Raw genomic sequence first — 16,538 nt, forward strand, 5'->3', positions numbered from 1 at the left:
CATGCCGGCCGTCACCCACGACGAGTGGCTCCGCCGCGCCAAGGCGTTCCAGCTCTCCGGCGCCCATCACATCGACGGCGCCGAGGAGGCCGGGGGAGGGGCCGCGTTCCCGGTGGTGTCCCCGCGTGACGGCCGGGTCCTCGCCGAGGTCGCCGACGGCGGCGCCGCCGAGGTGGACGCGGCCGTCGCCGCCGCCCGGCGGGCCTTCGACAGCGGGCCCTGGCCGCGTCTGGCACCCGCCGAGCGCGGCCGGGCCCTGCTCCGCCTCGCCGACCTGCTCGAAGAGCGGCGCGAGGAACTCGCCCTGACCGTCACCCTGGAGATGGGCAAACCCGTCACGGACGCGTACGGCATCGAACTGCGCGCCCTCATCGGCACGTTCCGCTGGTACGGCCAACTCGCGGACAAGCTCACCGACACCTCCCCGCACACCGCCCCGGACGCCCTCGCCCTGGTCACCCGGGAACCGGCCGGGGTGGTCGGCGCGGTGGTGCCCTGGAACTTCCCGCTGACCCTGGCCGGCTGGAAGGTCGCCCCGGCCCTCGCGGCGGGCTGCGCGGTCGTGCTGAAACCCTCCGAGAACTCCCCGCTCTCCGCCCTCCTCCTGGGCCGCCTCGCGACCGAGGCCGGCCTCCCGCCCGGCGTGCTCAACGTCGTCACCGGCGACGGCCCCACGGCAGGGCGGGCCCTCGGCCTCCACCCGGACGTCGACGTCCTGGCGTTCACCGGCTCCACCGCCGTCGGCCGCCACTTCCTGCGCTACGCCGCCGACTCCAACCTCAAGCGCGTCTGGCTGGAACTCGGCGGCAAGTCGCCCAACATCGTCCTGCCCGACGCCCCCGACCTGGACCGGGCCGCCGCCACCGCCGCCTGGGGCATCTTCTTCAACCAGGGCGAGATGTGCACGGCCCCCTCCCGGCTGCTCGTGCACACCTCGATCGCCGAGCGGGTCACCGAGGCCGTGGTCCGGCGGGCCCGCGAGCTGCGGGTCGGTGACCCGCTCGACCCGGAGACGGAGATGGGCGCGCTGGTCGGCCCGGCCCACCTGGAGCGCGTGCGCGACCACATCCGGCACGGCCTCGACGAGGGCGCCCGCCTGTGCACCGGAGGTGAGCGCGCGCTCGTGGAGTCGGGCGGAACGTATCTGGAGCCGACCGTCTTCGACCGCGTCGACCCCGGCTCCCGGCTGGCCCGGGAGGAGATCTTCGGGCCCGTGCTGTCCGTGCTGGCCTTCGACGACCTCGACGAGGCGGTCCGCCTGGCCAACGCCACCGAGTACGGCCTCGCCGCCGGCCTGTGGACCTCCGACCTGTCCACCGCCCACCGGGTCTCCCGCAAGCTCAGGGCCGGGACGGTCTGGGTCAACTGCTACGAGGAGGGCGACCTGACCGTCCCCTTCGGCGGCATGAAGCAGTCGGGCAACGGCCGCGACAAGTCCGCCCACGCCCTGGAGAAGTACACCGAGCTCAAGACCACCTGGATCCAGCTGTGAGGCCCCTGATCGCGATCCCCGCCCGGTTCGCGGCCCGGACCTCCGCGCTCCGGTACGCCGCCGAGGCCAACGCCCGTGCCCTGATCGAGGCCGTGTGGCGGGCCGGCGGCGAGCCGGTGAGCATCCACCCGGCGGACACCGGCACCGCCGAACGGCTCACCCGCTTCGACGGCGTCCTCCTCCCCGGCGGCGGGGACCTCGCGCCCGCCCGCTACGGCGCCACCGACACCCACGCCACCGTCTACGACGTCGACCCCCTCCAGGACACCTTCGACCTGGACGTCGCCCGCCACGCCCTGGAGTCGGGCCTGCCGCTGCTCGCGATCTGCCGCGGCCTCCAGGTCGTCAACGTCGCCCTCGGCGGCACCCTGGAGCAGGACATGGGCGGCCCGGAACACGAGCACCGGCACGTCGTGCACCCCGTCACCCTGGAACCCGGCTCGGTCCTCGCCCGGGCCACGGGCGCCGAGAAGGCCGACGCCTCCTGCTACCACCACCAGCGCGTCGACCGCCCGGGCACGGACCTCCGCGTCACGGCCCGGGCGGCCGACGGCACCATCGAGGGCCTCGAACTCCCCGGCGCGGGCGGCTGGTTCACGGCCGTCCAGTGGCACCCCGAGGACACCGCCCACGCGGACCCGGCCCAGCAGGGCCTGTTCGACGCGCTCGTGCGGGCCGCGGCCCGGTGAGGCGGTGGCGGGCGTCAGGCCCGGGGCCGTCGGCCGCTGCGCCGGGGGGCGGGCTCGGCGCCGCCCAGCAGGGCCTGCCGCCGCTCCTCGCCGTGCTCCTCCACCTGGAGCACCACGCTGCGCAGCCCCTCCGCGAGGCTGCGGCACTCCGCGTCGCTGAGCCCGGCGGTGACGAACGCCTCCTCCTCGTTGAACGCCGGGAACACCCGCCGCATGAACTCCTCGCCCTCGTCGGTGAGGCTCAGCAGCACCAGCCGCCCGTCGCTCGGATGGTCCGCCCGCCGCAACAGCCCCCGCGACTCCAGCGTGCGGACCACCCCCGTCAGCGTGCCCTTGGAGATCCCCGCCTCCTCCGCCACGTGCCGGGTCTCGGACTCGCCCCACACCCAGACCACCCACAGCACCACGAAGGCCGTCCAGGTCAGGTCGGAGCCGCGCAGCACGGAGTTCTCCAGGTGCTGCCGCACGGCGGACGCGGCCCGGTAGATGTTCGCCACCGCCGCCATCTGCTCCCGGCGGATCGGAATGCCCCCGAGCTTCGCCGCGGCGAGTTTCTCGGCTTCGGTGATCGATCGGTGGCCCGGCACGGGCGGCTCCTTCGTCTGGTCCTGACGCGTCACGCCCGGGCGGCTCAACCTCACCGTCCGGTCGTTCGGGCTCAAATTGTACGAAGCCGGCCCCGCACGGGGCGCGGACCCACCTCCCCCTCCCCGAAATGAGGTCATCCGTGAGCGACACCGCTCCCACCCTCGTCCTGACCGGCGGCCAGGTCCTCACCGTCGACGCCGGCTTCACCGTCGCCGAAGGCGTGGCCGTGCGCGGCCGGGACATCCTGGCCGTCGGCGGCGACGCGGAGATGCGCGCCCTGGCCGGGCCCGGCACCCGGATCGTCGAGCTGGGCGGCCGGACCGTGCTGCCCGGCATCAACGACTCGCATCTGCACGGGGCCGCCTACGGGATGACCAAGCCGCCGTTCGCCGTCGACGTCGGTCATCCGGCGGTCGGTTCCCTCGCCGACATCGCCGCGGCCGTGGCACGGGCGGCACGGGAACTGCCGGACGGCACGTGGGTCGTCGGCCTGGGCTGGGACCCCGGCTACCTCGCCGAGTGCCTCGCCGACCCCGGCCGCTTCCCGCACCGCCGGGACCTGGACGCGGTGGCCCCGCACCACCCGGTCTGCCTGACCGACTTCTCCTCCCACATGGTGTGGGCCAACTCCGAGGCACTGCGCCGCTGCGGCATCGACGCGGACACCACGCCCCCGCCCGGCGGCGTCATCGACCGCGACCCCGACGGCCGCCCGACCGGCATCCTGCGCGAGGCGGCCGGACGGCTCGTCCAGGCCGCGCTGCCCGCCCCGACCCTCGCCCAGCGCCGCCGGGCCATCCAGGGCGTGATCGGCGAGCTGCACTCCCGCGGCATCACCAGCTACACCGAGCCCGGCCTCGGCCCCGGCGGCGCGGGCACCCTCTTCGGCGGCCTGAGCACCGACAACTGGACCGCCTACGCCGACCTCGCCGCGCGCGGCGAACTCCAGGCCCGGGTCAGCGTCCTGCTCCTGCCCGCCCCCATGGGCGGCTCCGCCGACGACGTCCGCAAGGGCCTGGCCGAACTGCGCCGCCCCGAGTCGGCCGATCCCCGGCTGTTGCGGGCCATCGGCGTCAAGATCTTCGGCGACGGCGTCCCGCCCAACCGCACGGCGTGGATGAGCGAGCCCTACCCGGACGGCGGCCACGGCGCCCTCTGCGTCCACGGCGACACCCCCGCCCTCCAGGTGCGCGAACTGCGCGAGATGATCCGGCTCGCCCACGAGGTCGGCTTCCAGCTCGGCGTGCACGTCACCGGCGACCGCGCCATCGACACCGTCGTGGACGCCTTCGTCGCCGCGAACACCGCCGCACCCCGCCCCGACGCCCGGCACTACGTCATCCACGGCGACTTCATCAGCCCGCGAAGCCTGGCGAAGCTCGCCGCGCACGGCTACGGCGTCAACATGAACCCCGCCATCAAGTGGACCATCTCCGACCTCATGGACGAGGTCGTGGGCCCCGAACGCTCCGCGTACCAGTGGCCGGTGCGCTCCGCGCTCGACGCCGGAGTACGGGTCTGCGCCAGCTCCGACGCCCCCATCACCGAGCCCGACTGGCGCCAGGGCGTGGCCTCGATGATGCTGCGCGAGTCCAAGGCCGGCGGCCGGCCCAGCGGCCCCGAGCAGTGCGTGCCGCTCGCCGACGCCCTGCGCGCCTACACGGCCACCGCCGCCTGGCAGGACTTCGCCGACGACTGGAAGGGCACGATCGAGCCGGGCAAGGCGGCCGACCTCTGCGTCCTGGACCGGCCGCTGCTGGACCTCGACCCGCACGAGATCACCGAAGCGCGGGTCGACCTCACAATCTTCGACGGACGGGTCGTCTTCGAACGGTGAGGCGCCTCAGGCCGGCCGCGGCACCGCCCGCCGCGCTCCCCAGCGCCGGGTCCGGTACCGCCCCGCCACCCGGCACACCGCGTAGATCGTGAACGAGATCGTCGTGACGTAGGGGCTGATGGGGATGCTGCTGCCCAGCGCGAGCAGGATGCCGCCCTCGATCGAGGCCACGGCGAACAGCACGCTCAGCACGGGCAGCAGCACCGGCGAGGCGGTGACGCGGGCCGCCGCGGCGGCCGGGGTCACGACCAGCGTGAGCACCAGCAGCGCGCCGACGATCTGCACCGACAGGGCGACCGCCAGCCCCAGCACCAGCATGAACGCGAAGGACAGCCCCCGCACCGGCACCCCGCGCGCCTCGGCCACGTCCGGGTCGGTGCTGGCGAAGGTGAGGGGCCGCCACATGACGGCCAGGGCGACCAGCACCAGGACGGACGTGCCGAGCAGCCAGGACATCTGCGGGGTGTCGACGGCGACGATCTGCCCGGTGAGCAGCCCGAACTTGTTGGCCGCCCGGCCCTTGTAGAGGGCGAGGAACAGCACCCCGAGCCCCAGCCCGAACGGCATGATGATGCCGATCACCGAGTTGCGGTCCCGGGCCCGTGCCCCCAGCACGCCGATGGCACCGGCCGCGAGGAGCGAACCGGCGATCGAGCCCGCCACGATGTTCGCCCCGAGCAGCAGTGCCGCCGACGCGCCCGCGAAGGACAGCTCGCTGATGCCGTGCACCGCGAACGGCAGGTCCCGCATCAGCACGAACACCCCGGCCAGCCCGCCCACGAGGCCGAGCGCCACACCGGCGATGAGGGAGTTGCGGACCAGGGCGAGGAGTTCGCCGTAGTCGGTGAAGTCGAAGATCTGGTGCCAGATCCCGTCGGCGAGTGTCATGCGCGCACTCCGTCCGTCTCGTCGGCCTGCTCGGGGTGGTGCGGCGGGGAGGCCGGGTCGTCGGGCGCCCCGGCGACGACGACCCGGCCGCGGACGCGCACGACGTCGACCTGCGTGCCGTAGAGCCGGGACAGCGACTCGGAGGTCAGCACCTCGTCCGGGGTGCCGATCCGGTGCCCGCCCCGGGCCAGGTACAGCACCCGGTCCACCAGCCCCAGCACCGGGTTGATCTCGTGCGTCACGAACACCACCGCCGTGCCGTGGGAGCGGCGCCGGGCGTCGATCAACTCGGTGACGGCCCGCTGGTGGTTCAGGTCGAGCGACAGCAGCGGCTCGTCGCAGAGCAGGATCCGCGGATCGGTCGCCAGGGCCTGTCCGATGCGCACCCGCTGCCGTTCGCCGCCGGACAGCATCCCGAGCGGGACGTCCGCGTACGCCGCGGCCCCGACCGACTCCAGGATCTCGTCCACCCGGCGCCGGACCCCGCCGCCGCGCGGCCGCGGCCCGAAGCGGTGCCCGTCGATGCCGAACCGTACGAGGTCCCGGGCGCGCAGCAGCGCCTGCGCGGACAGGGCCGCCTGCTGCGGGACGTAGCCGATGTGCCGGGCGGACTCGCGCGCCGGCCGGCCGAGGACCGTCAGCGTCCCGGCGGACAGCGGCTGACGGCCCAGCAGCGCCCGGACGAAACTGGTCTTGCCCGCTCCGTTCGGACCCAGCACGGCCAGGAACTCCCCGGGCCGGACGTCGAGATCGAGGCCGCTCCACACCTCGCGGTCGCCGTAGGACAGGGCCGCGGCGCGCAGGCTGATGACGGGCGTGCGGTCCTGGCGGGGGAGCGCGGTCACTTGGCCAGCGCGCTCGCGAGCGCGTCGACGTTGCCGGTCATCCAGCCGAGGTAGTCCTTGCCCTTGGGCAGGGTCTCGGTGACGGGTACGACGGGGACACCGGCCGCCTTGGCCGCCGACTCGGCCTTCTCGGTCTGGGGGCCGGAGGTCTGCTCGTTGTAGACGAGCGCCTTCACCTTGTGGCCGCTGAACAGGGCCAGGCTCGCCTGGAGGACCCTGGGGGAGACGTCGTCGCCCTCCTCGATGGCCTCGCTGAACGCCGGGGGCGTCTTGTCGACCAGTCCGCTCGCCTCGGTCATGTACAGCGGCACGGGCTCGGTGATCGCCACCCCCTCGCCGCCGTGCTCCTTCTTGATCTGCGCCTCCTTCGCCTCCAGCGGCGCGAGCTTCGCCTTGAAGGCGGCGGCGTTCTTCCGGAAGCCGGCGGCCCCGTCCGGGTCGGCCTGGGCGAGGGCCGCGGCTATGCGGTCGGTGACCTTGGCGACGGTGGGGAAGTCGTACCAGACGTGCTCGTTGAGCTCGCCGCCCTTCGGGGCGGTCTTGCCGGACACCTTCACCGCGTTGATCACCTGGGCGGAGTCGTTGTGGCCGCTCTTCAGCATGCGGTCGACGAAGTCGTCGTAGCCGCCGCCGTTCTCGACGACGACCTTCGCCTTGGACAGGGCCAGCTGGTTCTGGGTGTCGGCCTCGTAGGAGTGCGGGTCCTGGTCGGGGTCGCTGATGATCGAGGTGACGTCGACTCTGTCGCCGCCGATGTGCCGCACGATGTCGCCGTAGACGTTCGTGGAGGCGACCACGGCCACCCGCGCCGGAGCGCTCTTGCCGGCGGGCTCCGACGAGCTGCCGCAGCCCGCGAGCAGGGCCAGTGACGCGCTGGTCAGCAGCGCCAGGCGGCGGGACGTGGACAGGGGCATGGCTCCTCCAGAGCGGATGTGCAGGGGGTTGCAGAGGGGTTTCTCGGCGACAGGCGCCACGCTAGATGGCAATGAATGTCAAGAGCGGGTTCTGGCCGAAGTCATGTGAAAACCATTGCCAACTGTTGGGAATTTCTGGACGGACTATCCAAGAACTGGATTGCTGGTCTAATGTGGACGCGTATGGAGGGGAGGCACCATGTCCGCCGAACAAGCCCTGGACGCCGAACGGGACGCGATCCTCGCCGCGCTCGAACCGGTCGTGGAAGGCATCGCCGCGACCTTCGGGCCGGTCTGCGACGTCGTGCTGCACGACTACCGGAACCCGGAGAAGTCCGTGGTCGCCGTCGCCGGATCGGTGACCGGGCGGACGGTGGGCGGCGCGATGAGCGAGATCGGCCTGCGCGTCCTCGCCCGCGGCGACGAGGCCACCGACGAGCTGAACTACGTCACCCGCACCCGGAACGGAACGCTGCTGAAGTCCTCCACGATGGTGCTGCGGGACTCCACCGGAGCGGTGTTCGGCGCGCTCTGCGTCAACGTGGACATCAGCGCCGTCCACCAGGTCCACACCCTGCTCGGCGCGCTCGCCGGAGCCGGCGCCGCCCCGGCGGAAGCGCCCACCACCACCTTCGGCAACGACATCGACTCCGTGGTCGACGCCCTCGTCGACGCCCACCAGTCGAAACAGCGCGGCAGCTGGGCGGAACTCGACCGCGCGGAGCGCCTGGAGCTGTTCGGCGGGCTGGACGCCCGTGGTGTCTTCGCCGTGCGCGGCGCCGTCGAACAGGTCGCCGCCCGGCTCGGCATCTCCCGCGCCTCCGCCTACAACTACCTCTCCCGGGCCCGGGCCGCCCACGACACCCCCACCGGAGGACCCGCGTGACGACCACCACCCCACCCGTCACCCTCGAGGACGTCCGGGCCGCCGCCGCCCGTATCGAGGGCATCGCCCACCGCACCCCGGTCCTGCGCTCCCGCACCCTCGACGCGCTCGCCGGTGCCGAGGTCCACCTCAAGTGCGAGAACTTCCAGCGCATGGGCGCCTTCAAGTTCCGCGGCGCCTACAACGCCGTCTCCCGCCTCACCCCCGAGCAGCTGTCCCGGGGCATCGCCGCCTACTCCTCGGGCAACCACGCCCAGGCCGTCGCCCTGGCCGCCCGTGAGCTGGGCACCACCGCCGTGATCGTCATGCCGGAGGACGCCCCGCCGTCGAAACGGGCGGCCACCGCAGGCTACGGCGCCGAGATCGTCACGTACGACCGCTACACCGGCGACCGTGTCGCCCTCGCCGAGGCCCTGGCCGCCGAGCGGGGCCTGACGGTCATCCCGCCCTACGAGCACCCGCACGTCATCGCCGGGCAGGGCACCGCCGCGCTCGAACTCGTCGAAGAGGTGGGCGAGCTGGACGCACTGCTCGCGCCCGTCGGCGGCGGGGGACTGGTCGCCGGCAGCGGCACGGCCGTCAAGGGCCTGCACCCCGGGACCCGCGTGATCGGCGTCGAACCGGAGGCCGGGGACGACACCAAACGGTCCCTGGAGGCCGGCCGGCGCGTCAGCATCCCGGTCCCGCACACCATCGCCGACGGCCAGGCGCTGCACACGCCCGGAGAGCTGACCTTCTCCCTGAACCGCAGGCTCCTCGACGACGTCGTCCTGGTCGGCGACGACGAGATCCGCCACGCGATGCGGTTCGCCTTCGAGCGGCTGAAGATCGTCCTCGAGCCGAGCGGCGCCACCCCGCTGGCCGCGCTGCTCACCGGCCGCGCGGGCCGCCTCCCGGGCCGCGTCGGCGTCATCCTCTCCGGCGGCAACATCGACGCCGAACGCTTCGCCGCGCTGTGCGGCGGCGGCACCTGAACCGGGTGCCCCGAATGGCGGCCCCCGGTGGACGGGCGGACCATGGAGGTGTAGAGGGCCGACCGCCGACGGCGGTGTCCAGGGCCGCCGGGGCGACCCGGCCCCGGCCGCGGCGCACCGCGGCCGGAAGGGAGCGCGTCATGTTGGAAGTGAAGACGCTCGACAAGCCCGACGAGCGGCGTGATTTCCCCCGCGGCCACCTCGAAGCCATCCACATGACGGATCTCGACTTCGCCGTGGCGACCTTCGAACCCGGTTGGCGCTGGACGGAGTCCGTGGGCCCGATCGCGGGCACCGAGAGCTGCCAGATGCACCACAACTGCTACATGGCCCAGGGCCGGATGCACATCCGCATGGACGACGGCGGCGAGAGCGAGGTCGGACCCGGCGACGTCTTCGTCTGCTCGCCCGGCCATGACGCGTGGGTCGTGGGCGACGAGCAGGTCGTGGTCTACGACTTCCAGGGGCAGACGGCCCGGGAGTACGCGAAGCAGGGATAGCACCCACCGGCCCGCGCGGACGTGTCACCCGATGACGACCACCTCCGCCCGCGCGTGGTCCGCCTCCGGGCACCGGATCGCCTCGGCGGTCCGGTGTCCGGACGATACCCACGGTGCCGCGAGGTCCGCCGTGCGCCGCTCCGCCTGATCACACCGGCAGCAGCCGCGCCACCAGCGCGCTCAGCTGCCGCGCGGTGCGGCACTCGTGCATCTCGACCAGCTCGGCGTACGCGGGCGCGACGGAGTCGCCCGTGCCCCAGCGGGAGCGCTGCTCGGGATTGAGCCAGTAGACGCGGCGTGCCCGCTCGGCGATCCGCCGCACGGCCGGCAGGTTCGGGTCGGCGCGGTTCGTCCGGGCGTCGCCCAGGACGAACACCGTCGTGCGCGAACCCACCGCGTCGGCGTAGCGCTCCGCGAACTCGCCCAACGCCATGCCGTAGTCGCTGCTGCCGTGGTAGCCCGTGACCGCCGCCTCCGCCTGGATGCGGGTGCCCAGGCCCTCGGGGTCGGCGCTGCCGTGCTCCAGCAGCCCGGTCACCTCGTCGATCCGGTTGACGAAGGCGAAGGCCCGTACCTTGCCGAACTGGTCGTGCAGCGCCTGCACCAGCAGCATCGTGAAGTCCGAGAAACCGGAGACCGAGCCCGACACATCGCACAGCAGGACCAGTTCGGGACGGGCGGGACGCCGCCGGCGCAGCACCGGCTTCATCGGCACGCCACCCGTCGACAGCGAACCGCGCAGGGTCCGCCGCAGGTCGATCGTGCCGCGGGAGGCACGCCGGCGGCGGGCCGCGAGCCGGGTCGCGAGCTTGCGGGCGAGCGGCTGGACCGTTCTGCGCAGCTCGGCCAGCCGGTCCTGTCCGGCGAACAGGAAGTCGACCCGGTCGGCGGTCGGGGCCACCGCCCGCCGGGCGATCTCGTCCCGCCCGCGCCGCTCGGCGACCCGCCGCCGCGCCTCCGCGGCCACCAGCGCGCGGAAGGTCTCGATGCGCCGCCGGATCTCGTCCTCCAGCAGCCGGTCCGTGAAGCCCTGACTCCCGCCCCGGCCGCGCACGGTGTCGCGGACCCGCGCCATGAGCGTCTGCGGGCGCAGCCGCTCCAGCGCCTGGTAGGACGACCAGCCGTCCGACTCCGGCGCCGAACCGTAGCCGCCGAAACCGTCGACCGCCTCGATCGCCAGCCGGCCCAGCAGGGCACGGTCGTCGGCGGCCAGGGCGTCGGCCAGCCGGTCCCGCAGGTCCTCCCGCCCCGCCGGCCGCTGCTCCGGGCCGCCGACCCCACGCGGGAAGTACAGGTCGAAGACCGGGTCGAACACCTGCCGCTGCCCGGGCGCGTGCAGCAGCGTCGCCGCGAGCCCCTCGCGCAGCAGCTCCCGGTCGGCGAGGCCGAGTTCCTCGACCGCCCGCGCCGCGTCGACCGTCTCGCCGGTGCCGATCCGGACGCCGTGCGCGCGCAGGGCCCCCACGAGGGACGTCAGCCGCTCCGCGACGCCCGACCGCGTGGTCACAGGGCGTCCAGGTCGAGCTTGGCGGACGCCTTGAGGAGGTCGTCCTGATGCTTGAGGAGGACACCGAGGGTGGCCTGGACGACCGTCTCGTCCAACGTGTTGGCGCCGAGCGCGAGCAGGGTGCGCGCCCAGTCGACGGTCTCGGCCACCGACGGCACCTTGCGCAGGTCCATCGCCCGCAGCGCGCCCACCACCCGCACGACCGAGCGGGCCAGCGCCTCGTCCAGCTCCGGCACCTTCAGCCGTACGATCCGGCGCTCCAGCTCCTCGTCCGGGAAACCGATGTGCAGGAAGAGGCAGCGGCGGCGCAGCGCTTCGGACAGCTCCCGGCTCGCGTTGGAGGTGAGGACGACGAAGGGGCGGCGCGTCGCGGTGATGGTGCCCAGCTCGGGGACGGTCACCTGGAAGTCGCTGAGCACCTCCAGCAGCAGGCCCTCCACCTCGACGTCCGCCTTGTCGGTCTCGTCGATCAGCAGCACCGTCGCCTCGTCGCCCCGGATGGCGGTCAGCAGGGGCCGCGTGAGCAGGAACTCCTCGCTGAAGATGTCCGTCCGCGTCTCGTCCCAGGTCTCGTCGCGGCCCGCGCTGATGCGCAGCAGCTGCTTGGCGTGGTTCCACTCGTACAGCGCCCGGGACTCGTCGACCCCCTCGTAGCACTGGAGGCGGACGAGCCGTGCCCCGGCCACCTCGGCGACCGCCTTGGCGAGTTCCGTCTTGCCGACCCCGGCCGGGCCCTCCACCAGGAGCGGCTTGCCGAGGCGGTCGGCGAGGAAGACGGTCGTGGCGACGGCGGGCGAGGCGAGGTAGCCGGTCTCGGCCAGACGTGCGGAGACGTCGTCGACGGACGTGAACAACGGGGGCCTCCAGGTCGGCGGCGACAGCGGGCGGACGAAGCACTATCTAAGCGCTTGTTCAGCGCTGCTGTCACGGGGTTCCCGCACCGGGCCCGCCGGGCCGGCGCTCACGCGGCCGACGTCACCGCCCGCACCGCGGGCGTGCGCAGCACCCGCCGGGCCGTCGCCAGGCCCGTCCCCAGCGTCACCGCCGCAGCGGCCCCGGCGACCGCGAGCCACACGCCGAACAGCTGGTCCGGCAGCACCGCGTCGCTGCGGACCACGGTGAACGGGACGACCCCGGCCAGCGCCGCCAGCGTGCCGCAGCACACGCCGGTGACCGTCAGGACCAGCCCCTCGGCCGCCACCACACCGAGCACCTGCCCGGGGGCCGCCCCGGCGAGACGCTGCTGCCCGAACTCCCGCTCCCGGTAACTGGTCGCCGCGTACAGCGAGTTGACCAGCATGACGCAGACGAAGACCACGATGACGCCGACGACCGTGAAGTTGAGCGTCTCCAGGTTCTTCGCGTCGACCGACTTCACCAGCCCCGAGGCGGCGACGGCGTCGCTCTCCACCGCCTGCATGGTCAGCGTCGCCGTGGCGATCGCGGTGAACAGGATCAGCGACATCAGGATCCCGGCGAGCTGCCCGGCCCGCTCCCGCAGGTTGCGCACCGCCAGCCAGCCGCTGGCGCCGCCGAGCGGCAGCCGGTCCAGCACCACCGCCAGCAGCCGGGGCGCCCGCAGCGCGCACCCGACGGAGAGCAGGATCGCCCCGTACGCCGGCGGCGCCATCAGCGCGGCGTCCGTCGCCGAGAACACGAACGTCGAGGTCACCGACGCGGCTCCCGCCACGAGGGCCGTGTGGGCGAGGACCGTGCGCGCCCGGCCCCGCCGCCGGCTCGGGCGCGTCGCCCGCCGCACGGCGAGGAACGCGGCCCCCGCGGCGGCGGCGAGCGTGATGCCGGCCCCGGTCGCCAGGGCCACCGGACCGAAGGAGAACCCGACCGACCGCGCGACCTGGCCGCTGTCCTGGAACACCCCCAGCAGCGCCCGGCCACCGAGCATCGCCGGACCGACCGCCAGCGCCGCCCCGGCCAGGGCCACGGCCACCGCCTCGCCCACGACCATCCGCCCGAGCTGCCCCGGAGTCGCCCCCGAGCAGCGCAACAGCTCCATCTCGGCGGCCCTTTGGCGCACGTTGACCGTCAGCGTCGAGGCGATCGCGAAGAACACCAGCAGGGTGCCGTAGCCGCCCACCACCCCCGCCGCCGTGGAGAGGGTCTCCGCGCTCACGGCGTCCACCCCGGCCTGCCCGGCGGTGTCGTGCATCGCGTTGAAGGTCATGATGATCGCCGCGCCCAGGAACGCACACAGCAGCGTCGCGAGGAACCGCCCGGGCCGCTGCCGGATCGACCGCATCGCCAGTACGAACATCCCTCACACCCCCGCCGGCACGTCGTCGCCCAGGTGCGCCAGCCGCTCGGCGACCGCGTCCGCCGCCGGGGCGTCCAGCCGGCCCGCCAGCCGGCCGTCCGCGAGGAACAGCACGGTGCCGGCGTACGAGGCGGCGACCGGGTCGTGCGTCACCATCACCACCGTCCGGCCGTGCACCCGCACCGCCTGCCCCAGCAGCCCCAGCACGTCCCGCGCGCTGCGCGAGTCCAACGCGCCCGTCGGCTCGTCCGCGAAGATCACCCGGGGTTCGGTGACCAGCGCCCGCGCGATCGCCACCCTCTGGCGCTGCCCCCCGGAGAGCTGGTCCGGCCGGTGCCCGAGCCGGTCGCCCAGCCCCACGGCCGTCAGCACCTCCCGCACCCGCTGCCGGTCGACGCGCCGCCCGGCCAGCTTCAGCGGCAGCACCGTGTTCTGCGCGACCGTCAGCGTCTCGAGCAGGTTGTACTGCTGGAACACGAACCCGATCCGGCCGCGCCGGAACCGCGTCAGTTCGGCCTCGCCGCCGCCCGTCAGCTCCGTGCCGTCCACCCGCACGATCCCGCTGTCCGGCCGGTCCAGGCCCGCCGCGCACTGCAGCAGCGTCGACTTGCCGGAGCCGGACGGCCCCATCACCGCCGTGAACGTGCCCCGCCCGAGACCGAGCGTCACACCGTCCAGGGCGGTCACGGCGCTGTCGGCGCTCCCGTACGTCTTGGTGACCTTGACCAGCCGCAGCGCCTCGGCGGCGGGTCCTCGGTCCTGGTCCTTCCGTGGCCTGGTGCGCGACATCGTCGCCCCCCTCCTGCGGCACGCCCTGTGCCTCGCCGACGACGCTACGGAGAAGGCGGCATGACCACACGGGCCGCAGAACCCGTATCGCGGGGTGTACTCAGCGACACCCCGCGACACGGGAGAACCGGAGCCCGGCCGGCCGTCAGCCGTCGCCGCCCGGCGGGGGCGTGACGGGCGAGGGCCAGGCGAAGGCGTTGGTGTAGAGGCGCACCTTCGGGTCCTTGGTCCGGTAGTAGCCGACGGTGTCGTAGGAGGTGATGGCGAAGTCCAGCCTGCCGTCACCGTTGAAGTCCGCCACCGCGATCCGGGCCGTGGACTCCGTGCTCACCTGCTGTTCGAGCAGCGTGTTCCCCTGCGCGTCGAGCTTGTAGTACCAGACGCCCTGCGCCGGGGCGGGACCGCGCATGCCGATCAGGAACTCGTCGTCCCCGTCGTTGTCGAAGTCCGCCACCACCACGTGGTGTCCGGCGGCGTCGAACTTCGGGTCGGGGTGGGCGAACACCTTCAGCACCTTGCGCCGCCACGGCTTGGTGAACGGCGAGGCGGTGCCGTCGGGCCGTACGTACGCCGCGACGGTGTTGCCGTGGAACGGCTCCAGCGTGAGGATCACCGCGCAGGACCGGCCGCCGATCCGCCCGACCGCGAGGTTCCCGCTGCCCCGGAAGTACCGGCCCAGCTCCGGCGACTTCTGCGGCGGCACCCCCGCACCGAGCGTGAAGTGCTGCCAGGGGCTCGTCGAGCCGGGGCCCGGGCCGGGGCCCAGCCAGCTGATCCCCTCGCCGCCGGCCAGCAGGAACGACTCCCGGTCCGGCCGCGGGGTGCCCGGGAAGCGGGCCGACACCACGCCGTGCACCACGGTGAAGTGCGAGGTGTCCACGGCCCGGCCCGCCCAGCCCTCGGTGCCCAGCACGTCGTCGGGCATGTCGTACACCGTGATGTGCACGGGGGAGTTGACGCCGGCCGCGCCGCCCTGCGGCCCGACCACCGGGAACGCGGCGAGCTGGAGGCGCCGGTCGGTGGTGAAGTGGCCCAGCCGCACCCGGTGGGTGGAGACCAGGTCCGCGACGTGCCGGCGCTTCCACGGACCGTCGGGCTGTCCGGTGCCCGGGTTCTGGAGCCAGGAGATCTTGCCGTCCTGGGGGCCGCAGTCGAACATGCAGTTGCCGTAGTCGTGGCTGAGGACGAGGTCCGGCAGGCCGTCGCCGGTGAGGTCGGCGGCGTCCAGGGCGACCGGCTTGCGGCCGCGGAGGTCCGCGATGGTCCGCTTGGTCCAGGACGGGTTCTGGTACCAGACGACCTGGCCCTCGCTGAGCCCCGAGGCGACCAGGTCGGGGCGGCCGTCGCCGTCGATGTCGACGGCCTGGAGGAAGTAGCCGTCACGGGGATCGGCGTCGATGACGGACTCGGTGAACTTCGGTGTGGCGTACGCGCTCACAGCCCCAGCCCCCTCAGGTACTCGCGGGCCAGCTTGGCGTAGTACAGCGGCGGGCGCGGCCCGTGCGGGTCCTGCTCCGCCTCCACGACCAGCCAGCCCTTGAACTGCTTGGCCTCCAGGGCGGAGAGGACGGCCGGGAAGGGCACCCCGCCGGACCGGTCGCCCGGCACCGTGAAGATCCCGGCCCGGACGAACTCCTCGAAACTGGCCGAGGCCAGTTGGGGCCGGTCGCGTACGGCCTTGCGGATGTTCTTCAGGTGCACGTGCCGGATACGGCCGGCGTGCGCCTCCACCACCGCCACCGGGTCGCCGCCGGACCAGTACAGGTGGCCGGTGTCCAGCAGCAGGTGCACGTACGCGGGATCGGTGCGCCGCATGAGCGTGTCCACCTCGCCCTGCGTCTGCACCCCGGTGCCCATATGCGGGTGGTACACGAGCTGGAAGTCCCGCTCCTCGGCGAGTTTCCCGGCCTCGTCGAGCCCTTCGGCCAGCGCCTTCCAGTGGTCCTCGGTGAACACCGGCTTGGAGGCGCTCAGGCTGATGGGCATCAGGTGGATGGAGTTGCCGAACTCGGCCACTCCGATGCTCCTGGTCTTCACGGGCCCCTTGATCGCGTCCAGGAAGTCCATCCGCTCCTCGAAGGCCGCGAGGGTCCGCCCGCGCATGCCGGGCACGGTGAAGAACGTGCTCACCCAGGGCTCGGTGACGCTGAGCCCGCGCAGGGCGAGGGCCTCGTTCAGCGCGTTCACGTCGGTCGGGAACTTGTGGCCGATGCTGCACCCCTCGAAGCCCGCTAACGCGATCTCGCTGACGCACTGTTCGAAGGTGATGTCGTCGCCCAGCAACGGGAAGTCGTCGTTGGTCCAGCCGGTCGGCGTGATGCCGATGTGCGTGTCGGCCAGCCTGATCTGTGCCATGG

The 16,538-nt window shown here is 73.5% G+C and carries 16 protein-coding genes; 6 read left to right on the forward strand and 10 right to left on the reverse strand.

Translation table 11 applies throughout. The annotated features are described in order from the left end of the window. Position 1: 1 nt before the first annotated feature. Positions 2–1,492, forward strand: coding sequence for an aldehyde dehydrogenase (locus tag ABZ386_RS20175; RefSeq protein ID WP_358965418.1), 1,491 nt, complete (start codon positions 2–4; stop codon positions 1,490–1,492). Then, positions 1,489–2,181 carry a gamma-glutamyl-gamma-aminobutyrate hydrolase family protein gene (locus tag ABZ386_RS20180; protein WP_358965419.1) on the forward strand — a complete coding sequence of 231 codons (693 nt, stop codon included), beginning with the start codon at positions 1,489–1,491 and terminating at the stop codon, positions 2,179–2,181. Before ABZ386_RS20175 ends, ABZ386_RS20180 begins: the two co-directional genes overlap by 4 nt. A 14-nt stretch (positions 2,182–2,195) precedes the next feature. On the opposite strand, the gene ABZ386_RS20185 is transcribed toward ABZ386_RS20180, so the two are convergent. Next, positions 2,196–2,768, reverse strand: coding sequence for a MarR family transcriptional regulator (locus ABZ386_RS20185; RefSeq protein ID WP_351335826.1), 573 nt, complete (start codon positions 2,766–2,768; stop codon positions 2,196–2,198). Between the two features lie 140 nt (positions 2,769–2,908). Between ABZ386_RS20185 and ABZ386_RS20190 the strand changes: the two genes are divergently transcribed. Beyond that, entirely contained in the window at positions 2,909–4,606 is a 1,698-nt protein-coding gene (locus ABZ386_RS20190) for an amidohydrolase (protein WP_358965421.1), read from the forward strand. 6 nt (positions 4,607–4,612) lie between these two features. Here ABZ386_RS20190 and ABZ386_RS20195 read toward each other — a convergent pair whose 3' ends face one another. The 3 genes from ABZ386_RS20195 to ABZ386_RS20205 are packed head-to-tail and all read right to left on the reverse strand — an operon-like array spanning position 4,613 to position 7,253. Beyond that, a complete protein-coding gene (locus tag ABZ386_RS20195; protein ID WP_351335820.1) occupies positions 4,613–5,494 on the reverse strand; it encodes a metal ABC transporter permease in 882 nt (293 codons plus the stop codon). Continuing rightward, on the reverse strand, positions 5,491–6,339 hold the full coding sequence (locus ABZ386_RS20200; RefSeq protein WP_351335818.1) for a metal ABC transporter ATP-binding protein: 849 nt from the start codon (positions 6,337–6,339) through the stop codon (positions 5,491–5,493). Before ABZ386_RS20200 ends, ABZ386_RS20195 begins: the two co-directional genes overlap by 4 nt. After that, positions 6,336–7,253 (reverse strand): zinc ABC transporter substrate-binding protein, encoded by a 918-nt coding sequence (locus ABZ386_RS20205; RefSeq protein WP_358965423.1) that lies wholly within the window; start codon positions 7,251–7,253, stop codon positions 6,336–6,338. The genes ABZ386_RS20200 and ABZ386_RS20205 overlap by 4 nt, the downstream gene beginning before the upstream one ends. Positions 7,254–7,452: 199 nt before the next feature. On the opposite strand from ABZ386_RS20205, the gene ABZ386_RS20210 reads away from it, so the two are divergent. The 3 genes from ABZ386_RS20210 (at position 7,453) to ABZ386_RS20220 (ending at position 9,613) form a co-directional block, all read left to right on the forward strand. Continuing rightward, the gene (locus tag ABZ386_RS20210) at positions 7,453–8,139 is read left to right on the forward strand and encodes a helix-turn-helix transcriptional regulator (protein WP_351335811.1); all 687 of its coding nucleotides are present in this window, start codon (positions 7,453–7,455) and stop codon (positions 8,137–8,139) included. After that, positions 8,136–9,113, forward strand: coding sequence for a pyridoxal-phosphate dependent enzyme (locus ABZ386_RS20215; protein ID WP_358965425.1), 978 nt, complete (start codon positions 8,136–8,138; stop codon positions 9,111–9,113). Before ABZ386_RS20210 ends, ABZ386_RS20215 begins: the two co-directional genes overlap by 4 nt. Before the next feature lie 140 nt (positions 9,114–9,253). Then, positions 9,254–9,613, forward strand: coding sequence for a cupin domain-containing protein (locus ABZ386_RS20220; protein ID WP_031117700.1), 360 nt, complete (start codon positions 9,254–9,256; stop codon positions 9,611–9,613). Between the two features lie 148 nt (positions 9,614–9,761). Here the strand turns inward: ABZ386_RS20220 and ABZ386_RS20225 are convergent, their stop codons facing one another. The 6 genes from ABZ386_RS20225 to iolE form a co-directional block, all read right to left on the reverse strand. Then, on the reverse strand, positions 9,762–11,120 hold the full coding sequence (locus ABZ386_RS20225) for a VWA domain-containing protein (protein ID WP_351335805.1): 1,359 nt from the start codon (positions 11,118–11,120) through the stop codon (positions 9,762–9,764). Next, positions 11,117–11,974: a MoxR family ATPase gene (locus ABZ386_RS20230; RefSeq protein WP_351335802.1), complete on the reverse strand. Its 858-nt coding sequence runs from the start codon at positions 11,972–11,974 to the stop codon at positions 11,117–11,119. The genes ABZ386_RS20225 and ABZ386_RS20230 overlap by 4 nt, the downstream gene beginning before the upstream one ends. A 107-nt stretch (positions 11,975–12,081) precedes the next feature. Further along, the gene (locus ABZ386_RS20235; protein ID WP_358965427.1) at positions 12,082–13,392 is read right to left on the reverse strand and encodes an FtsX-like permease family protein; all 1,311 of its coding nucleotides are present in this window, start codon (positions 13,390–13,392) and stop codon (positions 12,082–12,084) included. 3 nt (positions 13,393–13,395) lie between these two features. Further along, complete coding sequence (locus ABZ386_RS20240) at positions 13,396–14,181, reverse strand: ABC transporter ATP-binding protein (RefSeq protein ID WP_356504188.1); 786 nt, start codon at positions 14,179–14,181, stop codon at positions 13,396–13,398. Between the two features lie 145 nt (positions 14,182–14,326). Continuing rightward, complete coding sequence (locus ABZ386_RS20245) at positions 14,327–15,619, reverse strand: VCBS repeat-containing protein (RefSeq protein ID WP_351335793.1); 1,293 nt, start codon at positions 15,617–15,619, stop codon at positions 14,327–14,329. Beyond that, positions 15,616–16,536, reverse strand: a complete 921-nt coding sequence (gene iolE / locus ABZ386_RS20250; RefSeq protein WP_351335790.1) for a myo-inosose-2 dehydratase — start codon at positions 16,534–16,536, stop codon at positions 15,616–15,618. Before iolE ends, ABZ386_RS20245 begins: the two co-directional genes overlap by 4 nt. Positions 16,537–16,538: the final 2 nt, after the last annotated feature.

Source organism: Streptomyces sp. NPDC006140 (genome assembly GCF_040628815.1).
Taxonomy (GTDB): Bacteria; Actinomycetota; Actinomycetes; order Streptomycetales; family Streptomycetaceae; genus Streptomyces.